The organism is Nocardia testacea NBRC 100365 (assembly GCF_000308775.1).
GTDB lineage: Bacteria > Actinomycetota > Actinomycetes > Mycobacteriales > Mycobacteriaceae > Nocardia > Nocardia testacea.
In genome coordinates, this window is the sequence record NZ_BAGJ01000250.1 from 1 (window position 1) to 16,871 (window position 16,871).

Annotated in this window: 16 protein-coding genes and 3 pseudogenes; 8 read left to right on the top strand and 11 right to left on the bottom strand. The window is 60.9% G+C overall.

Annotated features, from left to right (window positions below; translation table 11 throughout):
• Nucleotides 1-454: MarR family winged helix-turn-helix transcriptional regulator (locus ON38_RS26445; protein ID WP_306306700.1), on the top strand; the 454-nt coding region annotated here is incomplete at its 5' end.
• Nucleotides 455-800: 346 nt separating this feature from the next.
• Here the strand turns inward: ON38_RS26445 and ON38_RS26450 are convergent.
• Entirely contained in the window at nt 801-3,350 is a 2,550-nt protein-coding gene (locus tag ON38_RS26450) for an ATP-binding protein (RefSeq protein WP_157181913.1), read from the bottom strand.
• A gap of 1,015 nt (nt 3,351-4,365) precedes the next feature.
• Nucleotides 4,366-4,653 (bottom strand): hypothetical protein, encoded by a 288-nt coding sequence (locus ON38_RS36335; protein WP_157181914.1) that lies wholly within the window; start codon nt 4,651-4,653, stop codon nt 4,366-4,368.
• Between the two features lie 622 nt (nt 4,654-5,275).
• Here ON38_RS36335 and ON38_RS37660 point away from each other — a divergent pair.
• Nucleotides 5,276-5,422: pseudogene (locus ON38_RS37660) on the top strand (IS3 family transposase); the annotation flags it as partial.
• A gap of 161 nt (nt 5,423-5,583) precedes the next feature.
• Here ON38_RS37660 and ON38_RS36340 read toward each other — a convergent pair.
• Nucleotides 5,584-6,075, bottom strand: coding sequence for a hypothetical protein (locus ON38_RS36340; RefSeq protein WP_157181915.1), 492 nt, complete (start codon nt 6,073-6,075; stop codon nt 5,584-5,586).
• A 343-nt stretch (nt 6,076-6,418) separates the two neighbouring features.
• Between ON38_RS36340 and ON38_RS26460 the strand changes: the two genes are divergently transcribed.
• Together ON38_RS26460 and ON38_RS26465 are read left to right on the top strand one after the other, a co-directional pair.
• Complete coding sequence (locus tag ON38_RS26460) at nt 6,419-7,075, top strand: response regulator transcription factor (RefSeq protein ID WP_174372464.1); 657 nt, start codon at nt 6,419-6,421, stop codon at nt 7,073-7,075.
• Nucleotides 7,072-8,241 carry a sensor histidine kinase gene (locus ON38_RS26465; RefSeq protein ID WP_039827743.1) on the top strand — a complete coding sequence of 390 codons (1,170 nt, stop codon included), beginning with the start codon at nt 7,072-7,074 and terminating at the stop codon, nt 8,239-8,241. Before ON38_RS26460 ends, ON38_RS26465 begins: the two co-directional genes overlap by 4 nt.
• 76 nt (nt 8,242-8,317) lie before the next feature.
• Here the strand turns inward: ON38_RS26465 and ON38_RS26470 are convergent, their stop codons facing one another.
• From ON38_RS26470 to ON38_RS35190, 7 genes and pseudogenes are all read right to left on the bottom strand, one after another.
• Nucleotides 8,318-8,506 (bottom strand): hemophore-related protein, encoded by a 189-nt coding sequence (locus tag ON38_RS26470; protein WP_245564218.1) that lies wholly within the window; start codon nt 8,504-8,506, stop codon nt 8,318-8,320.
• Nucleotides 8,503-8,834, bottom strand: a pseudogene (locus ON38_RS38100) (Tn3 family transposase); the annotation flags it as partial. The pseudogene ON38_RS38100 and the gene ON38_RS26470, both read right to left, overlap by 4 nt.
• Nucleotides 8,835-8,994: 160 nt before the next feature.
• On the bottom strand, nt 8,995-9,840 hold the full coding sequence (locus ON38_RS36345; RefSeq protein WP_157181916.1) for a hypothetical protein: 846 nt from the start codon (nt 9,838-9,840) through the stop codon (nt 8,995-8,997).
• A 190-nt stretch (nt 9,841-10,030) separates the two neighbouring features.
• A complete protein-coding gene (locus ON38_RS26480) occupies nt 10,031-11,011 on the bottom strand; it encodes an MBL fold metallo-hydrolase (RefSeq protein WP_039827746.1) in 981 nt (326 codons plus the stop codon).
• Nucleotides 11,008-11,889 (bottom strand): MBL fold metallo-hydrolase, encoded by an 882-nt coding sequence (locus ON38_RS26485; RefSeq protein ID WP_157181917.1) that lies wholly within the window; start codon nt 11,887-11,889, stop codon nt 11,008-11,010. The genes ON38_RS26480 and ON38_RS26485 overlap by 4 nt, the downstream gene beginning before the upstream one ends.
• A gap of 386 nt (nt 11,890-12,275) precedes the next feature.
• Entirely contained in the window at nt 12,276-12,428 is a 153-nt protein-coding gene (locus ON38_RS36350) for a hypothetical protein (RefSeq protein WP_157181918.1), read from the bottom strand.
• 843 nt (nt 12,429-13,271) lie between these two features.
• Nucleotides 13,272-14,082, bottom strand: a pseudogene (locus tag ON38_RS35190) (IS5 family transposase).
• A gap of 617 nt (nt 14,083-14,699) precedes the next feature.
• Between ON38_RS35190 and ON38_RS38405 the strand changes: the two are divergent.
• The 3 genes from ON38_RS38405 (at nt 14,700) to ON38_RS35200 (ending at nt 16,260) form a co-directional block, all read left to right on the top strand.
• A complete protein-coding gene (locus tag ON38_RS38405) occupies nt 14,700-14,822 on the top strand; it encodes a hypothetical protein (RefSeq protein WP_083873112.1) in 123 nt (40 codons plus the stop codon).
• 505 nt (nt 14,823-15,327) lie between these two features.
• Nucleotides 15,328-15,459, top strand: coding sequence for a hypothetical protein (locus ON38_RS37965; RefSeq protein ID WP_281004634.1), 132 nt, complete (start codon nt 15,328-15,330; stop codon nt 15,457-15,459).
• Nucleotides 15,460-15,618: 159 nt separating this feature from the next.
• Nucleotides 15,619-16,260, top strand: coding sequence for a rhomboid family intramembrane serine protease (locus ON38_RS35200; RefSeq protein ID WP_083873113.1), 642 nt, complete (start codon nt 15,619-15,621; stop codon nt 16,258-16,260).
• Nucleotides 16,261-16,334: 74 nt separating this feature from the next.
• On the opposite strand, the gene ON38_RS37665 is transcribed toward ON38_RS35200, so the two are convergent.
• Complete coding sequence (locus tag ON38_RS37665; protein ID WP_245564219.1) at nt 16,335-16,631, bottom strand: transposase; 297 nt, start codon at nt 16,629-16,631, stop codon at nt 16,335-16,337.
• Between the two features lie 59 nt (nt 16,632-16,690).
• Between ON38_RS37665 and ON38_RS38275 the strand changes: the two genes are divergently transcribed.
• A partial coding sequence (locus ON38_RS38275) for a hypothetical protein (protein WP_373281251.1) occupies nt 16,691-16,871 on the top strand: 181 nt, incomplete at its 3' end.

Below are 16,871 nucleotides of genomic sequence, written 5' to 3' on the forward strand. Positions count from 1 at the left end.
GTCGGGGATGACCAAACGCCTGCCCCTTCGCTCCTCGTCCGCACCGCCGGCCTTGGTCTACCGTCTCGCCCGGGCGAGCAGTGTGAGGCTGACAGAACGGTTCGTGGAGAACGGTATGGCCGATCTCCTTCCACGTCACGCGCTACAGTTGTTTCCCCTCTTGGTGGGTGGGGGGCTGCGAGCATCGGACCTGGCGACTCATCTCGGCGTGACCCGCCAAGCCGCCGCGCAGGTCATAGGAACGCTCGAACGCGCAGGCTACCTCACACGCATCGACGACCCCGGCGACCGCCGCGCCAAACTCGTCTGCCTCACCCCACGCGGCCGCGCCGCCACTCGAGTACTCCACCACAGCATGCAGACCCTGGAACGCGACTGGGAAAATGCTCTCGGCCACGACCGTATGACTGAACTGCGCGAGACTCTCACCATTCTCCTGAACATGCGGCCCTGAAGAGGTTCGGCCGCAGTTGCGGTCTGACGACTGGGTCGGTCTACCGACCCGAGCGACCCCCGAGGCCGGCTCGACACTTGGACCGACAGCTATCCGAAACTTGTATCCAACGTGCGTAGCGGCACGATCGAAGAGGCGCTGACTGAAACGAAGTGCCTCGCGACCAAGACTTCGAACGCCAGATGGTGAGGAGCAGCGCCGGTTAACAGGGTCGATGAAATCTGCAGTCCCCTTATGTGAAAGGCTTTAGCGGCCATCGAATCGATGGTGAACACACCGGGGTGTTTCGCTGGCCTTCATGAGAGGGACCGCGCATCGCTATGAACCCAGAGCGGTCCAGCTCAACTTAGCGCGTGTGGCGCCGCGGTCGTCGGACGGTTTCAGTGTGGACCTGATCAATGGCGTCTCGTGGGATGTGCTCGATGATGTCCTCGCGGGAGGAAATAGCCAGTTTATGCAGGATCGAGGCCATCTGTGCGTCGATGGTCCTGGTGGATTTCCCTCGGCGGGCGGCGATCGCCGGATTGGTCCACTGGGCGGCGGCCAGGATGGAAACCTCCCGTTCGGCCGGTGTCAGTTCGTTCCAGCGAGGTACTGACGACTCTTGGTGTTCGTCGAGGTACTCGAGGGTGAGCTCCCCCAGCGCCAAGCGCTGAACCTCGTTGAGCTCTGGACGCAACCTTTTGCCTCGAGCCTCGGCAGTAGCATAGGCGACGGGTCCGAGCACCCGGCGAGCCACAGCAACAGCCTCCATGTGTCCGTCAGCAACAGGTCGGATCGCCTCTAGGTTGATGCCGAGTCGGTCCCGCAGGGTCGCGACACCGCCGGACAGGTGAGCAATCTCGGTGGCAAGGGCGGCGCGTTCGCCGCGGTCCAGGTTATCGGCGGCGACGATGCGCGCCAGCGACCAAATCCGGTGGTGCACTGCCAATGTTGCGGCCAATTGATCTCCGATGCGGGTGTAGTACTGAAGCGAGGAACGATGCAAGACCAACGCTTCAGCAAAGGCGCCTTCCCGAACCAAAGCGATCGCTCGAGCGGACTCGGCCCACGCCTTGTCCCGCGGGCTTCCGGAAGTGCTGACACGGAGGAGATAGCGTCGAGTGAGATCGGTGGCCTGCTGGGCAGTTCCCAGTAAACCCGCTGTCAAGGCAGCAAGCATCTCACTGAGCGATGCGTCGCCGTGATCGCCGAGAGCGGAAAACTTGTCGCGAGCACGAGTCAAGAGCGTGATGGCGCGAGTGTCGCCGCGTATGTAGAACAACTGCAGGCCCCAAACGAACTCAACTGCGGCAGGGAGGCCGATATCGGTATCAGCCGTGTCTCGCCACCCCGTGCCGGTTTCCAGGCCAACGGAACAGGCAGCGACGCAGTCGTCAAGCATTTCCTCGACGTCCGCGCTACAGCCTTGAACCAGAGCAAGCCAGATTAGAGCGGCCATTGCATTGATCTCGAGCTCGGTGGGCCGGGAGCCGTGACTCCGGGTGGCTTCAAGGCAGCACTCGGTCCGGCGCCGGACCTCCCGGATCGAACCATTGGTGAACGGCACGCGGAGGGCGATCAACCCGAGACAGATCATCAAACTGTCGCCGACCAGATCAGGATCCTGTAAGCCGGTTTCGATCGCAGTTACGATATTGGCCCAGTTCGCCTGAGCCCAAGTTGCAAGGTCCTGGTCCGTGGAGGCGAAGTGGCTGGCAGCAGATGAGATCTTGTCTCGGTAGAAGCGCAGGTGTCGAAGCGCCAAGCGCTTCGGCTCATCCACCCCGGAAGTGGAACGCTGCTGCAACCGGCGCTGAGCGTACACTCGCAGGCTCTCCACCAACGAATATCGTACCGTCGTCGGCGTGAAGTGTACCGACACCAACGAATGTTCGACCAAACGCTCGATCAGGCGTTCTATCTCAGGCGTCGAGCCCGCAGCAGCCTCCGCCTCCGACTCGCAAGACTCGGAACAAATGGCCTCGACAGCCTCCAGATCGGCCCCAATATCCAATGCTGTATCGGTAGGGTCGTCAGGATTGGTGTCATAGCCGGCAGCGAACACCGACATTTGATCGAACAACAGTTGCTCGGCCTCGGTACACAGCTCGTACGACCAATCGATGACATCTATCACCCCGCGATGACGTGGGTCGACCCCCGAGCGGGGGCCGCTCGACCAGCGCAACCGGGTGTCATCAAATTCCCCAGTCATCCCACGCAGAATCATAGCCAGTGGCTGCTGAGTCAATCGCGCGGCAGCCAACTGAATATAAAGGGGGTAGTTGTTCACGCGATGACAGATGGCAGCTGCGGCATCGCTTTCTTCTGGATCGGCCACGGGATAACCCGTTAGATCGGCCCGACTTTTGAATAAATCCAAGGCATGGTGACGGGTCAACGGTCGAACGGGAACGAGATGCTCGTCCACCCATCCGAGAGGTTTACGACTAGTTGCCAGAATAGTCAACTCGGGCAGGGAATCAAGCAGATCGCAGGTCACTTCGGTCGCATTGGGGAGCAGATGCTCGCAACTGTCAAGAACCAGCAGAGGACGTCCGGTATGGCGGATGAGGTTGTCGAACAGGGCGTCCCACATAGATCTGCCGGAGAAATCGGAGCCGACTACGGTGTGTGCAATTTCTTCAAGGAGTGCGGCACTGTCGGCATCCTTGGCCAACCGGGCCAATCGCACCCAATACACGGTTACTTGCTGCGAAGCAGATTTAGAGTAACGTTGAACGGCCTCAGCGGCCAGGCGTGTCTTTCCAATTCCGCCAGGTCCAATCAAAGTGATCAGCCTGGCCCTCCTCGCCAACAGTTTATTGATTTCCTCCTGTTCGCGGTTCCGACCAATAAAACTGCTGTTCGAGGATGGCCATCCACTCTTGTTACCCGAACGGTCACCGATCACGAGCAACATCATAGTCTCTTCGAGAACCGCCTTCACAGGCGAAGTGACCACACTAATGTACCGGCCTGAGGTGGGGCCCGGGCCACCCGACGGCGCAGGACCTGCATTGTGATGCCGCGCGGTACATGGGTGTGCCTGGGTCGGGGCGATCGGCCTGGCCCACCGAAGGAAGGCCATGTCTATACCTGCAGATAGCGCAAATGCCCGGGACAGGTTGTCGCCGAGTATTCGCGCCGAGGTGTGGTCTGCGGCCCATCTCGAGATACCCCGACAGCCGGGCGGCGGCGATCTCTTCGGGAGCGCCTTGCGCGATGACGGCGTCGAAACACTCGGTCACCGGGCGGGATGGCCGGGTCGGCGTCGGTGAGACCGAACGGGCGCAGGTTTGGCATATAGTTGGTAGGCCAAGGTGGAACTCGATGGTCTCGTCGGCGACAGCCTGTGCTGACCGCGGCGTCATCGGGCTTGCGGAACTCATCGGCATGTTTTGGATGGCCCTGCGCGCCGCTACCGAGCAGGAAGCGGCCGGGCATACGCGCCCGCGCCTCGATCAGGTGGAACGAGGCAGCAGGTCACTATGGAGGGCCGCGCAGCGCCAGCGCTACGCTTCTCGGACTCTCCGCCCGGGTCGTCGCGTGGCTTCGGCGCGGACTTCGTCAACGAAGTCCCGGTGCCTTTCCCTCGACGAGCAACGATGGAGTTATCGGCCCGGCCTGCGGCGACCAAGACGGTGGACTCTTGTCCGGCGCGGGTCAGGTCGTGCCACCGGGAGATGTGCTCGTGCTCGGTGGGCGAGGGATCGATAGTGAAGTTATCGAGGGCCATCCCCGGTATCTCGCTGTACTCGGGGCGCAGGCGCCAGCGCTGAGCTTTCACTGCGGTGAAGCTCTCTGCCCCCCGCGACTTTGGCAGGCGACTGCCGCGGCTTCGACGGTCTTCTCGGTCAAAAAACCCATTATGTCGATGGCGATACCGAACTGGTCGGCCATAGTGACCGTGCCTCCGGCCAGTGCCGTCAGTTTGGCTCCCTCGGAGGTGCAGCGGCCAGAAGGTCGCTGATCAAACGCGCCTGTGCCCAGATACGAACCTGCACGGCTCGTATCTCGACCATCCCGTTGCTGACGGCGAGCAGAAAGGTAAGAGAAGACTGCACAAGCTCGAGCGCCTCGACCAGGTCGCCGTGTCGGGTCAGGGCAACCGCCCTGGTGAGAGCAGTCCGCGATTTTTCTCGCGGCGATGCCGAGTTATTGACGCGGTTGTGGCAACGCTGGGTGAGTTCCAAGGACTGATCGGCGGTTGCCAACAGGCCCGCAGTAAGGGCGGTATCATTTCGCTCAGTGCTGACCAGCCGTACTCGCGTTGGGCGACGAATTTCTCCCGGGCACGAAGATGCACATCGATGGCATTGAAATCTCTGCGGATGAACATTAACTCTTGCCCTGTGCGTATTCAATAGACGTAGGAGGACGTATATCCACTTTGGCGGTATTTCGCCATTTCGCTCTGGTGTCCGTATCAGCGATGCAGACGGTGACGCAGTCCTCGATTATATACTCGGCCGCCTCCGTCCTGCCCTGGTGCAGGGCCAGCCCCGAGATAAAGGCCAACCCCCGGACCTCCAGGTCGATGAGCCGGCTGTGTGTGTCCACGTAGCGTTCAGACAGCGTTCGGTCCAGCTGTGCAATTCCCGAAACGACCCTATGAAGGTAGTTACAAGCCGACGCAACTTTCGCCGCCGAGAGGTGCCTGTACGCGGGGTGGTGAGACTCGCCTCAAGGGCAGTCACAATATCGGCCCAGCTGGTTCGAAGCCAACCCATGAAATGCTGTCGCTCGGAGGTGGGCTGCACGGATAGGTGACATCGATCCGGTGAACCGATGGCCGGGCGGACCGCCTCGCGGATCTGCTCGGCCGATCGCTGGTGGAGTGCGTTCGGCCTGCTGCAACGCAATGTTTTGGACCGACAGCGGTGGCATACCCGCGAACAGTTGCCGATCGCGATCGCGATCGTGACCCGGATCGAACGCACCTACCGCCGCCGTCGCCGCCGAACCCGCGTCGGCCGGTCGACTACGAAGCGATCACGACCCCGGCAGCAGCCGGTCAGGCTGCCTGACCACTGTCACCTGATCGTGCGGCAGCCCTCATTTCCTGGCCGGCTCTTCCCCGAAACGCAGTCTCCATCTTCTCGATTCGGTTCGCTACTTTCGTCTCGGCATGCAGGCGAAGGCGGCTACACCACCACGGACGGAAACCGTAGGCGATGTTCCACAGTCTCGTTGATCATCTCCACGTAACCCTCACGGGCCTCACTCAGGCGAAACCATGCTGCATGCCGTATGTGAGCGTCAGCGGAATGCAGTACCGCCCACCATGCAGCTGCATAAACCTCAGCGTTATGGCTGATGACCTCCCCCAATGAGTGGGTGTGCATCCGTGCTCCGTGCGAAATAGGCAGGTTGCGTGCAGCCCAAACGTCGATCGCCGCCACCACGCCGCGAATCTCTGTGCGCACCTCCTCTCTTTCGCCGCCGTTATGTGGTGCCGCCCCCCCGAAGCGACCATGCACCAGCTCGGCGTGTAGATCGCCGAGTTCTCGAGCCCAGGCCACGAGGGGAAACTCACCGGCAAAGTGACCAGCGATCGCGCTGTAGAGATGCTCGGGCGACAACAACGACGTCGCTGATGGCGATGGCGACCGACCGCTGGGCTGCTGCTCTACCATTGATGGCTCCCTTCTCGCTTACATCCTTTCGATTTGATCCTGCAGTCTTCAGCGACTCCCGGGCATCGGTGAACTACGCATCAGCTCATTGACCTACCTACCTATAGGTATGGACTTCGCGACGCACGGGCACACGAGTTCGAGATATCGCCTTCTCCGAACCAGGCGCTGGCTGTATGAGGCCAGGACGTTGGGGACGCCGGCAGGGAGGCGGCTGGCCGGCGGCCGGCGATTCTTGGACGTGGCTAGTGTCCGTGGTCGAGTAGTTTCTCGAGCTCCCGCCGTTCTCGACGCGCGGCCTGATCGGTAGAGGGTGATCCGCCCGAACTGGCACGATGGCGGTGTGCGAGTGTTGGTAGTCGAGGACGAGAAGTTGTTGGCCGATGCGATTGCCGCCGGGTTACGTAGGCATGCGATGGCGGTCGACGTGGTCTATGACGGGGCTGCGGCGTTGGAGCGGGCGGGGGTCAACGACTACGACGTCGTGGTGCTGGATCGGGATCTGCCTCGGGTCTGCGGCGACACCGTGTGCCGTATGCTCACCGAGTCCGGTGGTCAGGCCCGGATATTGATGCTGACGGCTGCCAGTGCTGTCGTTGAGCGGGTGGCGGGTCTCGGGCTCGGAGCCGATGATTATCTGACAAAGCCGTTCGCGTTCGTTGAACTGGTCGCGCGCGTTCAGGCGTTGGGGCGGCGGGCGCGTGCTGCTGTTCCTCCGGTTCTGGAACGATCCGGGATCATGCTGGACACCCATCGCTTCGTGGTGACCAGGAATGGTGAGCCGGTGTCCCTGTCGCGTAAGGAGTTCGCTGTGCTCGCCGAACTGCTGCGAGCCGACGGTGGCGTGGTGTCGGCCGAACAGCTCTTGGAGAAGGCATGGGACGAACACATCGACCCGTTCACGGGAGTGGTGCGGTACACCATCATGAACATACGCAGAAAACTCGGTGGCCCCTCGGTGATCGAGACCGAGCCCGGCGTGGGATACCGGCTCCGATGAGGGGGCGCACGATCCGGTTGCGGCTTACGCTGCTGTATGCGGTGGCTTTCTTCCTCGCAGGCGCGGTGCTCGTGGCCCTCATGTATTTCTATCTGAACCAGTCACTGGAACGTCGACCGGCAATAGGCGCGCAGAAGGTGGTTCAGGAGTATTTCGCCCAGCGAGCGGGGCGGGTCGGAACCGGTGAGTTGTACCGGGCGTTGGTTGATCAGGCCGAGCGGAATCGACGGCATACCTTGCACACAATGCTGGTGTGGTCCCTGGTGTCACTGGGGGCGGTGGGAATCGCCGCAGGCGGGATCGGTTGGTTGATGGCCGGACATGCTCTACACCCGTTGCAGCGGATCACCGCGACCGCCCGGAGGGTGGCCGACACGAACCTGCACGAACGCATCGCGCTGGACGGGCCCCAGGACGATATCAAAGATCTGGCCGATACCTTCGATGCGATGTTGGAACGGTTGGACCGGGCGTTCGACGGACAGCGCAGATTCGTCGCGAACGCCTCACACGAATTACGCACACCACTGACGATCAACCGGACGCTGATCGAAGTGGCCCTCGATGCACCAGATGTGTCGGAGTCCACCCGCACGCTCGGCAAGACACTGCTCGAAGTCAATCAGCGCCACGAACGACTTATCGATGGCCTGCTCGTCCTGGCCACCAGCGAACACCCGATCGAGCACCGTCGCACCGATCTCGCCGATATCACCCACCACGCGATCACGGTCGCCACAAGCCCGGCCCGCCGGGCCGGCGTGCAGATCACTGCCGACCTCCAAGCAACGCCCCTGTGCGGCGATCCACTCCTGTTGGAGCGCCTCGTCCAGAATCTGGTGGACAACGCCGTGCGCTACAACCTGCCCGAGCATGGTTGGGTGTCGGTCCGGTCCCGGTCGGTCGGCGACCACGCGCAACTCACGATCGACAACAGCGGCCCTGTGATACCTGACTTCGAGGTCGACGGCCTCTTCGAACCGTTCCGTCGGTCGGCCTGCACCGAGCGCCTTGCCGACTCCGGTACCCGTGGAGCCGGGTTGGGGTTGTCGATTGTGCGCTCGGTCGCACAGGCTCACGAAGGAACGGTTCATGCCGAGGCGAGTCCGGAAGGAGGGCTCACGGTGACAGTCGATCTTCCGCGGGCCGACGGACATAATCGGTAGCCACCGGCCAATCCGACCTGGTTGCAGGCCACGATCGACGCCAGGGCGGGCGGCGCGACATCCGCCCGCCCCGGCGTCAGTAGTTGTGGCAGTTCTCGGCGATGGTCCGCATGGTCTGTATCCGCCGCTGAGCCTCTGGCGACTCGTGGCGTTCCTCGAGCTCGGCTTTGCGCTCGGGGTTCGCATCGAGTCGGGCCGCGGTTTCGGGGAACTGAGCATGCACGGCCGCATCGGCCTGCGCGAAGCTGCACGTCGTCTCGATCAAACCGGCATCCGGCTGCGCGGAGGCGGTAGCCGGGACCACCAAAATCCCTGCGGCGGCCAGGCCGGCGCATCGATGTCGACCTCGATTGCTCCGAAGATGTTGATGTTGGCGCGTTGTGCCGGGGAAATGTGTGCGAGCACCTCATCGTCGATGCGCTGGCCGGCACGGCGTATCTGCTCGACCGCGAGCCCCGTAATACTCCGTCGTCCAGGCAATGACGGCGTTCGCGGCCAGGGTCAGGCACCAGTCCTGCTCGGTCTGGGCCTCGAGATGCCGGGCGGATCATGCTTTCGTGGGCGTAGAGCAGGTCGCGGCGGAGGGCGCGCAGGGGTGCCGGCGCCGAACACCGCGGTGAGCGGCAATCACTGGTAAGCACGCCGACCAACCTCATCGGCAGTCAAGCCACGCACCAAGCGCGCAGCACGAGAATAAAACTACCGTCTGTCAGCAGATTGCGCCATATCCATTGTTTTCGCGCGGTTACTCACTCAGTCGTTGAAGTTTTCGTTCCAGTACTCGGTGACGTCGGGACGGTAATGAGAATCCCATTTTCCGCCATACATGGACTCGGCGATTCGGCTACGCATTTCCTCTCGGGTCGGCGGGCTTCCGTCCGCATTTACGTAACTGGCCCCAGAGTAATACGCGTGCCGATCCACAAGCCCTATGTCGTAAAGAATGTACGGCGACACCGGGCTGTCATTATCATTATCGGCGATTTCATGAATAACATCGAACCTGAAAATCTCCGCTTCGGCCTCGTCCAGAAACCGCTGGAGAAGAGCGTCCTCAACCCACTCTTGCTTTGTCATCCCCTCTGTCGGCGGTTCTAGGCTCGAGATACCCTCATGGGCGTGACTCACCTCGTGCGCGAGGTCGGAGACCAACCTCTTTGGAAATTCTATCGAATTCAGGTCGAGCACGATAGTCTTTCTTTCAGGATATGTCGCTCCGCCGATGCCCTCTGCCATTTGCCCGAACTCAATGCTCCACCCATTATTCAGTATCTCCCCCATTCTCTCCTGTAGGAGTGGAGAAAGTTCGATCAGCGCGGCCGCCTCGGGAGGGAGGTTGGCAAAAAAGTCGCGAGCTTCACGATCATCCAGGACGGCAGCCGTCCCTATACTTGCTGCAGTTACGATGATCAAATATTCCGATACGCGGCGTCGCCGCGAATCCGCCCTGTCGAAACGGAGGCTCTCGCCATTACTTGTCTCAAGGAATCCCTGGTTTGCGCGGAGTAGATTATCGCTTGATTCTCTATACCTACCGGATGTGCGGCCCGCATACCCGTGAAGCACTCGCGAAAGAAGAGCAGCGACGCCGGCGCTCATTATCTCCTTGGGGGATCTATTCATCATGGACCAGCTCGATCTTCATGCCTTCGAGGTACCGTAATAAGTGCTGAAGTGCTGGACTACCTTAGGATTCGGCAGTATTGCTCGTAGGCCTCTAATAGAGATTGGCCGTCTGTTGCGTACGTCAACCCGGCGGCGCAGCTTGTGGGTGCTCACTGTCCAGGTGTCACTGACTCCACCGTTGGAAGACCGCATCGGTGTCTAGTGGGGAGATCATCGCATCGGGGTTACCAGGTGTCGGTAGTTCGCTACGGATGAGTTCTGGGCGACTGGTGTCCTCGAGACCCCATCCGCCCATGTAGTAGTGGTTGATGCAGCGCAGTCCTGATAGGCCGAGGTTGTCGATGTCGAACCCGTCGAGATGCGACCATCTATCGGCCAGGCGCTGATAGAGGAATTCGCCTACCGGTTCCAGCAACCAGATCTGCACGGTGCCTGCCACAAGAGCCTCTTGGCAGGCTGTTTGAAAGTCGATGAGGTAGTCCAGGGCCGCGAGCGCTTGATGCCGATTGAGTATCGCACGGCGCCCTGGGACTATGGTGTCAATATCATCGGTGATCAACTGGCGGATCCCGGGTACGAAGTGACGGAAGTGTACGTCCGGGAACAGCCCGTAACGGACCCCGGCTTGAGGTCCGACGACGAAAAGTACCTTGTGATCAAGGAATTTAATGCCGAGATTTCCGGTACCCATTGTCGGTGCCGGGTATTGAAGCCGGACTGCCACGCCGTCGATGATGAGTCCCTCATCGGCCCCGTGGATGATGTGGGTCGCCGGTAGCTGTCCGTCGGTGTTCCGCCCGGCGATGACTCCCGCGGCGAGTTCGTGGGCCACGACATCCGCAGAGGGGGCGAGTACCTGGCCGTACCCGGTGTGATCGAGATGGTCAATGGATTGGATGATTGTGAGGATCGGCTTGCCTGGAACGGTCCGCTCGATCGCGTGGCGATAGGACGCTGCCATGCCGGGCGTACCGAAGGTATTGATCGCGATAATACTGCTGTATCCCTCGGCGAATACCGTCCTGTACGTGCCGGCCGACGCGGTCCACAGACCGGGCCCTAGCCGGGTGACGATGACTTCGTGAGGGAGGTTTTGATAGCGGGCGGCAGCATCTATCGTGAAGAGACCGCGATAGTCGCTCATCGGGACACCTCGGAGGAAAATGAGTGCGATGTGCTCATGGTGAACGGCGTCGTATCGTGTCGCTGACTATCCGGCAGTCCCCAGCCCCCCGTCTGGTAATGGACCATATGGCGAACTACGTTAATCGCCGCGAACTCGTCGAATCTGAAAGTGGTATCACCCAGTGAAGAATCCATATGTTTATAGGTGAATTCCCGGACAGCGCGGTAGTCGTCGACATCTACGCCGGCGGCGAGTGCCAGTTGAGCAGTGTGGGCCGTGGCCTCCCAGAGATCGAGATCATTCTGGAAGCCCCGCCGATCCAACTGCCAGAAATGTCCGGGAACGTAGAGATCCCAGTCCAATCCGAGCAGCCGCCGAGTATTCGGGATCCAACTCGTCCAGTGATAGTCCGGCACTGTGTTGTAGCATGCTCCGACAATGACTGTGTCGGCCATGAACAGCAACCGGTTTTCGGGGAAGTATGCGGCCGTATTTCCTGTTCCGTGGGTGGGTCCCGGATAGGCCAACAGGAACTGGGCGCCGTCGATATCGACCCAATGCTGCTCACCGGTCCAGGTATGTGTGGGGGGTAGCTGACCATCGGACTCACGAGCGATGATCACGTCGGCGGTCTTTGCGTGCGCCAGGATCATTGGAACTTCTGGAACAAAGTGCTGACCGAAGCCGGTATGGTCAAGGTGATCGTGGGTGTAGATAATCGTGTGAACCCGTTTACGTGGAAACCATCGTTCGAGCGCGGTCCGATAAGCCTGTGCAGATCCTGGCGACCAGAACGTATCGAAGGCGATAAGCCCTTCGTTTCCTTCAACGACTATAGTGCGGAAGACGCCGTCGGTGATTGTCCACACTCGGCCACGTACGGGATCCACCGTCATCGACGGTTGCCATTCGTATCCAGGCAGACTTCCACCGATCGTCAGAATCCCTCGACAGCATCCCGACATTTACCTACTCCTATGATCTCTATGCCATCAGAGCGGTGACTTGTTACCACTCTCGTGTGGTTTATGGACGACGTATTCACCGTTGACCCGATCGGTCGGTAGGGCTTTTATCCTGCAGGAGCAGCCGCAGGCCCTCCATTCTCGAATCCTCTGCGGTGCCGTGGCGAAGGATATGTGTCGCCAGCGGTGATCACCGACGTCTTTCGTCACGTTGGGCAGCGGTCTGCCAGTAAGTGGATTCCTCTGCCCTGGTGGCCAAGAGCGTATCGCTTCTACGGCAACGGCACGACACTATGATGGCTCATGATCTATCACTATCACCTTCCTCGGGATGGTTGGATCGACATCTTTCGAAGCGCTGGCCAATCGACGCGACAGCTGTTGACCAATGAAAACTGCTGCCAGATGTCGACGCCGGCGCGGAAGCCGAGTTGCAGCCATCGTGCAGCAAAGCTTTTGCTGTTCGTCATCGCGCTCCTCGGCCGATTCGCTCGAGTACTTACAGGCGCTATGGTTGGGCAATCGTATGGACCCGACATCCGTATCCGTCGATATTCTACCTATCCGCATACCTATAAGACCATCTAGGTATATTCCATCACTACGCTGAGGCGCCGCCGGCGTGGGACAGCCGGCTGATAGAAACCCGTTCTCGAGTGGCAGCGTTCTCGATGACCCGTGCACGTCAGCCACGGTCTCGCCCTCAGAGAGATAGGTTTGGCCCTGTACTCACGACCGGGTGACCGGGCAACCGTTGCGCAACCTACGTTGGGGCATTATCGTTCTGATGGCGCGCGCTGGGAACTCCACCACTCTGGGGCCGGCAAACGCAAGACGGTCCGGTATCGCAAGATCCCGGGCCGTCGTCCATTTTACTCGGCCCGGGATCTTGTGGCGTATACGAGCAAACCGGAGAAGTAGTCGTCGACCTGGATCCCATGCTCACAGCGAACGGTTCCATGCGCTGTATGGGATTAACTGCGCCGACCAGTCGAAATGGGACGCCGACGAAGAATGGTTTCGCACCGGCCCCGGTCGGCGGTTTCCCGGCGCCGAAGCGTGCCGCGCCGCCATAGTGAACAGCTGCCCACAGAAGTCTCAGGTGGTGTGCGGCAGGCCGTCGGGAGAGCTTGCGGTGAGGCGATTCCGGGCGAGATGCTTGCGGACAGCTCACGAGAACCGACACTCATGGGTTACACGGCAAGCGCGAACCACGTTGTCGCGCAGTCGATTTGGTTTCCCTCTCCTGCCGCAGCCGGGAAGCACGATCGTTGACACCCCGCTGCGCGAGATCAACACTCTAAGAGGACGTCTTACGTGGGTAGTTTCTTGTAGCAGGTGAGAGCTGCGGCGAGTTGCAGAAATGCTGCGAAGAGTCGGCCGTGGCGTTCGTAGCGGATCGTCAATCGCCGGTATCCGGTCAACCACGCGATAGTCCGTTCGATCTTCCACCGATGCTTGCCCAACCTCGTGGGATCCTCGATCCCGCGACGGGCGATGCGGGGCACGATTCCGCGGGCACGTAGCCAGCGACGGTGAACATCGAAGTCGTAGCCCTTGTCCGCCCGCAGCTTGGCGGGTTTGCCGCGGCGTGGGCCTCGCCGCGAGCGCACCTTCGGGATCGAGGCGACCATCGGTGCAAGCATCACCGAATCGTGGGTGTTCCCGGCGGAAACGCCAGTGACCAGGGGAATCCCATTCGCGTCCGAGATGACGTGGATCTTCGATCCTTTCTTGCCGCGGTCGACCGGGCTGCGGCCGGTCAGTGAGCCCCTTTTTTCGCTCGCACGCTCGCCGCATCCAGGATCGCCGCGCTCCAATCGAGATCACCGGCGGCTCCGATCTGGTCGAGGATTGCCCGGTGCAACGCCTCGAATACCCCGGCGTCGGCCCACACCATGAACGGGCGATGCGCGGTAGGCACGATCACCCCGAACACGACGGCGGCAGATGCCGCCACGCACAACCACTGGTCAACACGAACACCACGGCGGTGAACACTGCCCGTTCGTCCACCGGTGCGGTCCCGCCGCCCTGTGGTCTGGGTGTGAACTCGGGAAGCAGCGGTTTCACGATGTCCCACAACGCATCCGTGACCAGTCTCTGAGCAAGCCTGTCGACCACGGGTCACATCATGCCGGACAACGAATTACACCCACGTAAGACGCCTTCTAAGGGCTTCAGCTGCTCCGGAGCCCGTCGGCCGACGCCCTCGGCTCTGGACGAATTGTGGAACCGAACCACAACGAGGATACCTGCTACAGTCCCAGCAGCCGCTACAGAATTTTCTTCTGCTTGATCAAGAGCGGACCCGCCGTCCCGCGGCACCGACCCTGCCATCGAGCCAGGACGGCGCGGCCTGATTCCATTCGCCCCTGCGGTGTCGGTCCCGGTGCGCTGCCCTGATCAGGTGGGCGGCGGCCGGTAACACCCAGTGGACGTGACGTGCAGACTCTAGCCCCGTCCGGGGCGGACTTCCAGGCCTGTTGCAGGGCGTCACTCTCAGCTTCACCGAGGCAGGCGGTCTGGTTGGCGATCTTGCCCGGCCCCTCGATTCGGTGTTGGTCTTGCGGCGAGTCGGATCGCTTGCTGTTAGTGTGCCCCAATGGTGTGAGGGTACGCGGTTCTGGTCAGTGGAGGTGCGAAGTTGCGCGCAGGGTTGTTGTCACCGTAGTCGATCTGGACGGTGCCTCTACAGCGGCGCAGACCGTGACGGTTCGGTCTAGACGGAGCGGTATGAGATCGACCTGTCTGAGGTGAATGCGCGAGAACTTCGTGCTGGTTTGGGAAGGTGGACCCGGGTCGCGCGCAAGGTTTGGGGGACGAACTCGAGTCAAGACTGCTGCGGTGGGACGGAAAAATGATGCGCGGGCGGTGCGAGAATGGGCCCGTCGGAACGGGCACAAAAGTGCCCGAGCGTGGCGGGTTCCCTTCTACGTTCTTGCAGGCATACCGGCAGACAACGGGTTAGCTCGAGCCCTCCCGGCCCGGTTGCGCGGACGGAGCGGGTTGGGCCTGGGTAGCGATACAGCGATACGGGCGGGCCGGGTAGCAGCGGCGGTTGCGGCGTTTCCCCTTGATCGCTGCAAGCGTGGCCTGCCGCTCGGTACGCAAGTTCCCGCAGCGCAATGTTGAGCCCTACGCACGCGGTCGCTTTCCCCGGGTGATCGTCGGGGACCGGTTGCCCGCATCGGCGGTGGCCGTACCCGCGGCATCGGATCGCCAACCATTCAGCCCTGCGGGCGTCCGGCTCGCAGGTATCGGATAATACGATCGCGCAGGTCAGAGCCGAATCCAGCTGGGCTGCAGGCAAAGTCGAACTGTATCCCGCCTCGGTCGAGGGCCGGTTCTCCGGCCGACTGCTCGGGTATGCCACCAGCGCTCATCATGCCGCCCCGCGGGCACAGCCTGTGCAGCGAACTGTCCCCGATCACCTACGAGACCCACATGGCCGTCGCCTGCGAGGCTGGGGCGGCCCTGTTACGAGACGAGGCCGCGTAGAGGATCCTCCATGCTTCGAGCGGGTTTGACACTCTGCATTATTAACCGTGCCGGTTGGTATCACCACTCGTGGGAGCGTAATTTACATTGACGGAGAGGGCCATTCGTAGCTGTGGTCTCAACTTGTGTCGGGACAAGGAACGTGATTACATACGGAGGATGATCCTTCCGAGATGTCGGGGCCGCAATGTGATGTCGCCGATTTGGGCTGCAAGCATATTCGCGGTATGGTTTTTTATTGCTTTTGCAATCGGCCAAAAATCGTTTCAGCAACAGAGATCGCACTCGCTAGTTCGGTACGGCGCCCTGCTTGGGAGTGACTTCACACTGCGCGAATCATGGCGCTTGATTGCGTCACAGTGGCTACATGTGAATTTCGGACATATGGTCTTCAACGCTTTTATTATTGCGTTTGTCGGTGTAGCGCTGGAGAAGTGGGTGCGCGGAGGAGCTATTTTCACACTGGGTGTGACCGGTGGGGCACTGGCCCAGTTGATGAGCATCTACGCATACCCTTCAGCCTATATTTCCGGCGCTTCGCAAGCATATCTCGTTCTCTGCGGAATGTTGCTTACAATTGCCCCCTTCTGCAAAGGTCGACAGTGGTGGGCTTATACTGTTTCGATTGCAGGTATCCTGGTGTCGATCGGTTTAGACCTGTTCGCCTCGGGTCACGGCGCAATAAAAATCGGTCACCTATGCGGTCTGATCTTCGGCTTGATCGCAGGACTATTTCTGCGATGGTACTTTCACTACAAAGGAAATTTACACCCCAGGGCAGATAGCGCCCTTAATGCGTAAAGCTCCCAAATACTTCCCACGGCACCTCTGGTTTTCCGCGCTTGAAATGCGTCGGATATATCGGGCGAGGGAGTTTAGGATTTCCTCGGCGGTCTTGTGCCAGACGAACGGCCCGGGGGGTTGGCGTTCCAGTGCTCGATCCAGGTGGTGGCGTCTTTCTCCAGTGCCGTGACGCTTTTGTGGACACCGCGCCGGGTGAGCTGGTCGGTGAGGTATCCGAACCAGCGTTCGACCTGGTTGAGCCAGGACGACCCGGTCGCGGTGAAGTGGACGTGGAAGCGGGGGTGCCGGGCGAGCCAGTCGTTGACTATCGAGGTTTTGTGGGTGGCGAGGTTGTCGCAGACCAGGTGGACATCGAGTTCGGCGGGCACGGTCTTGTCGATCTGACCAGGAACTTGCGGTCGCCCGGTGGCGGCGGTGGAGTTCGCCGATGACGGTACCGTCGGCGATGTTGAACGTGGCGAACAGGCCGGTGGTGCCCGTGACGTGCGTAGTCGTGGGTGCGACGTTCGGGCATGCCCGGCATCATCGGCAGCACCGGCTGGGAACGATCCAAAGCCTGCATCTGCGATTTCTCGTCCACACACAAAACGACAACCCGCTCGGGTGGG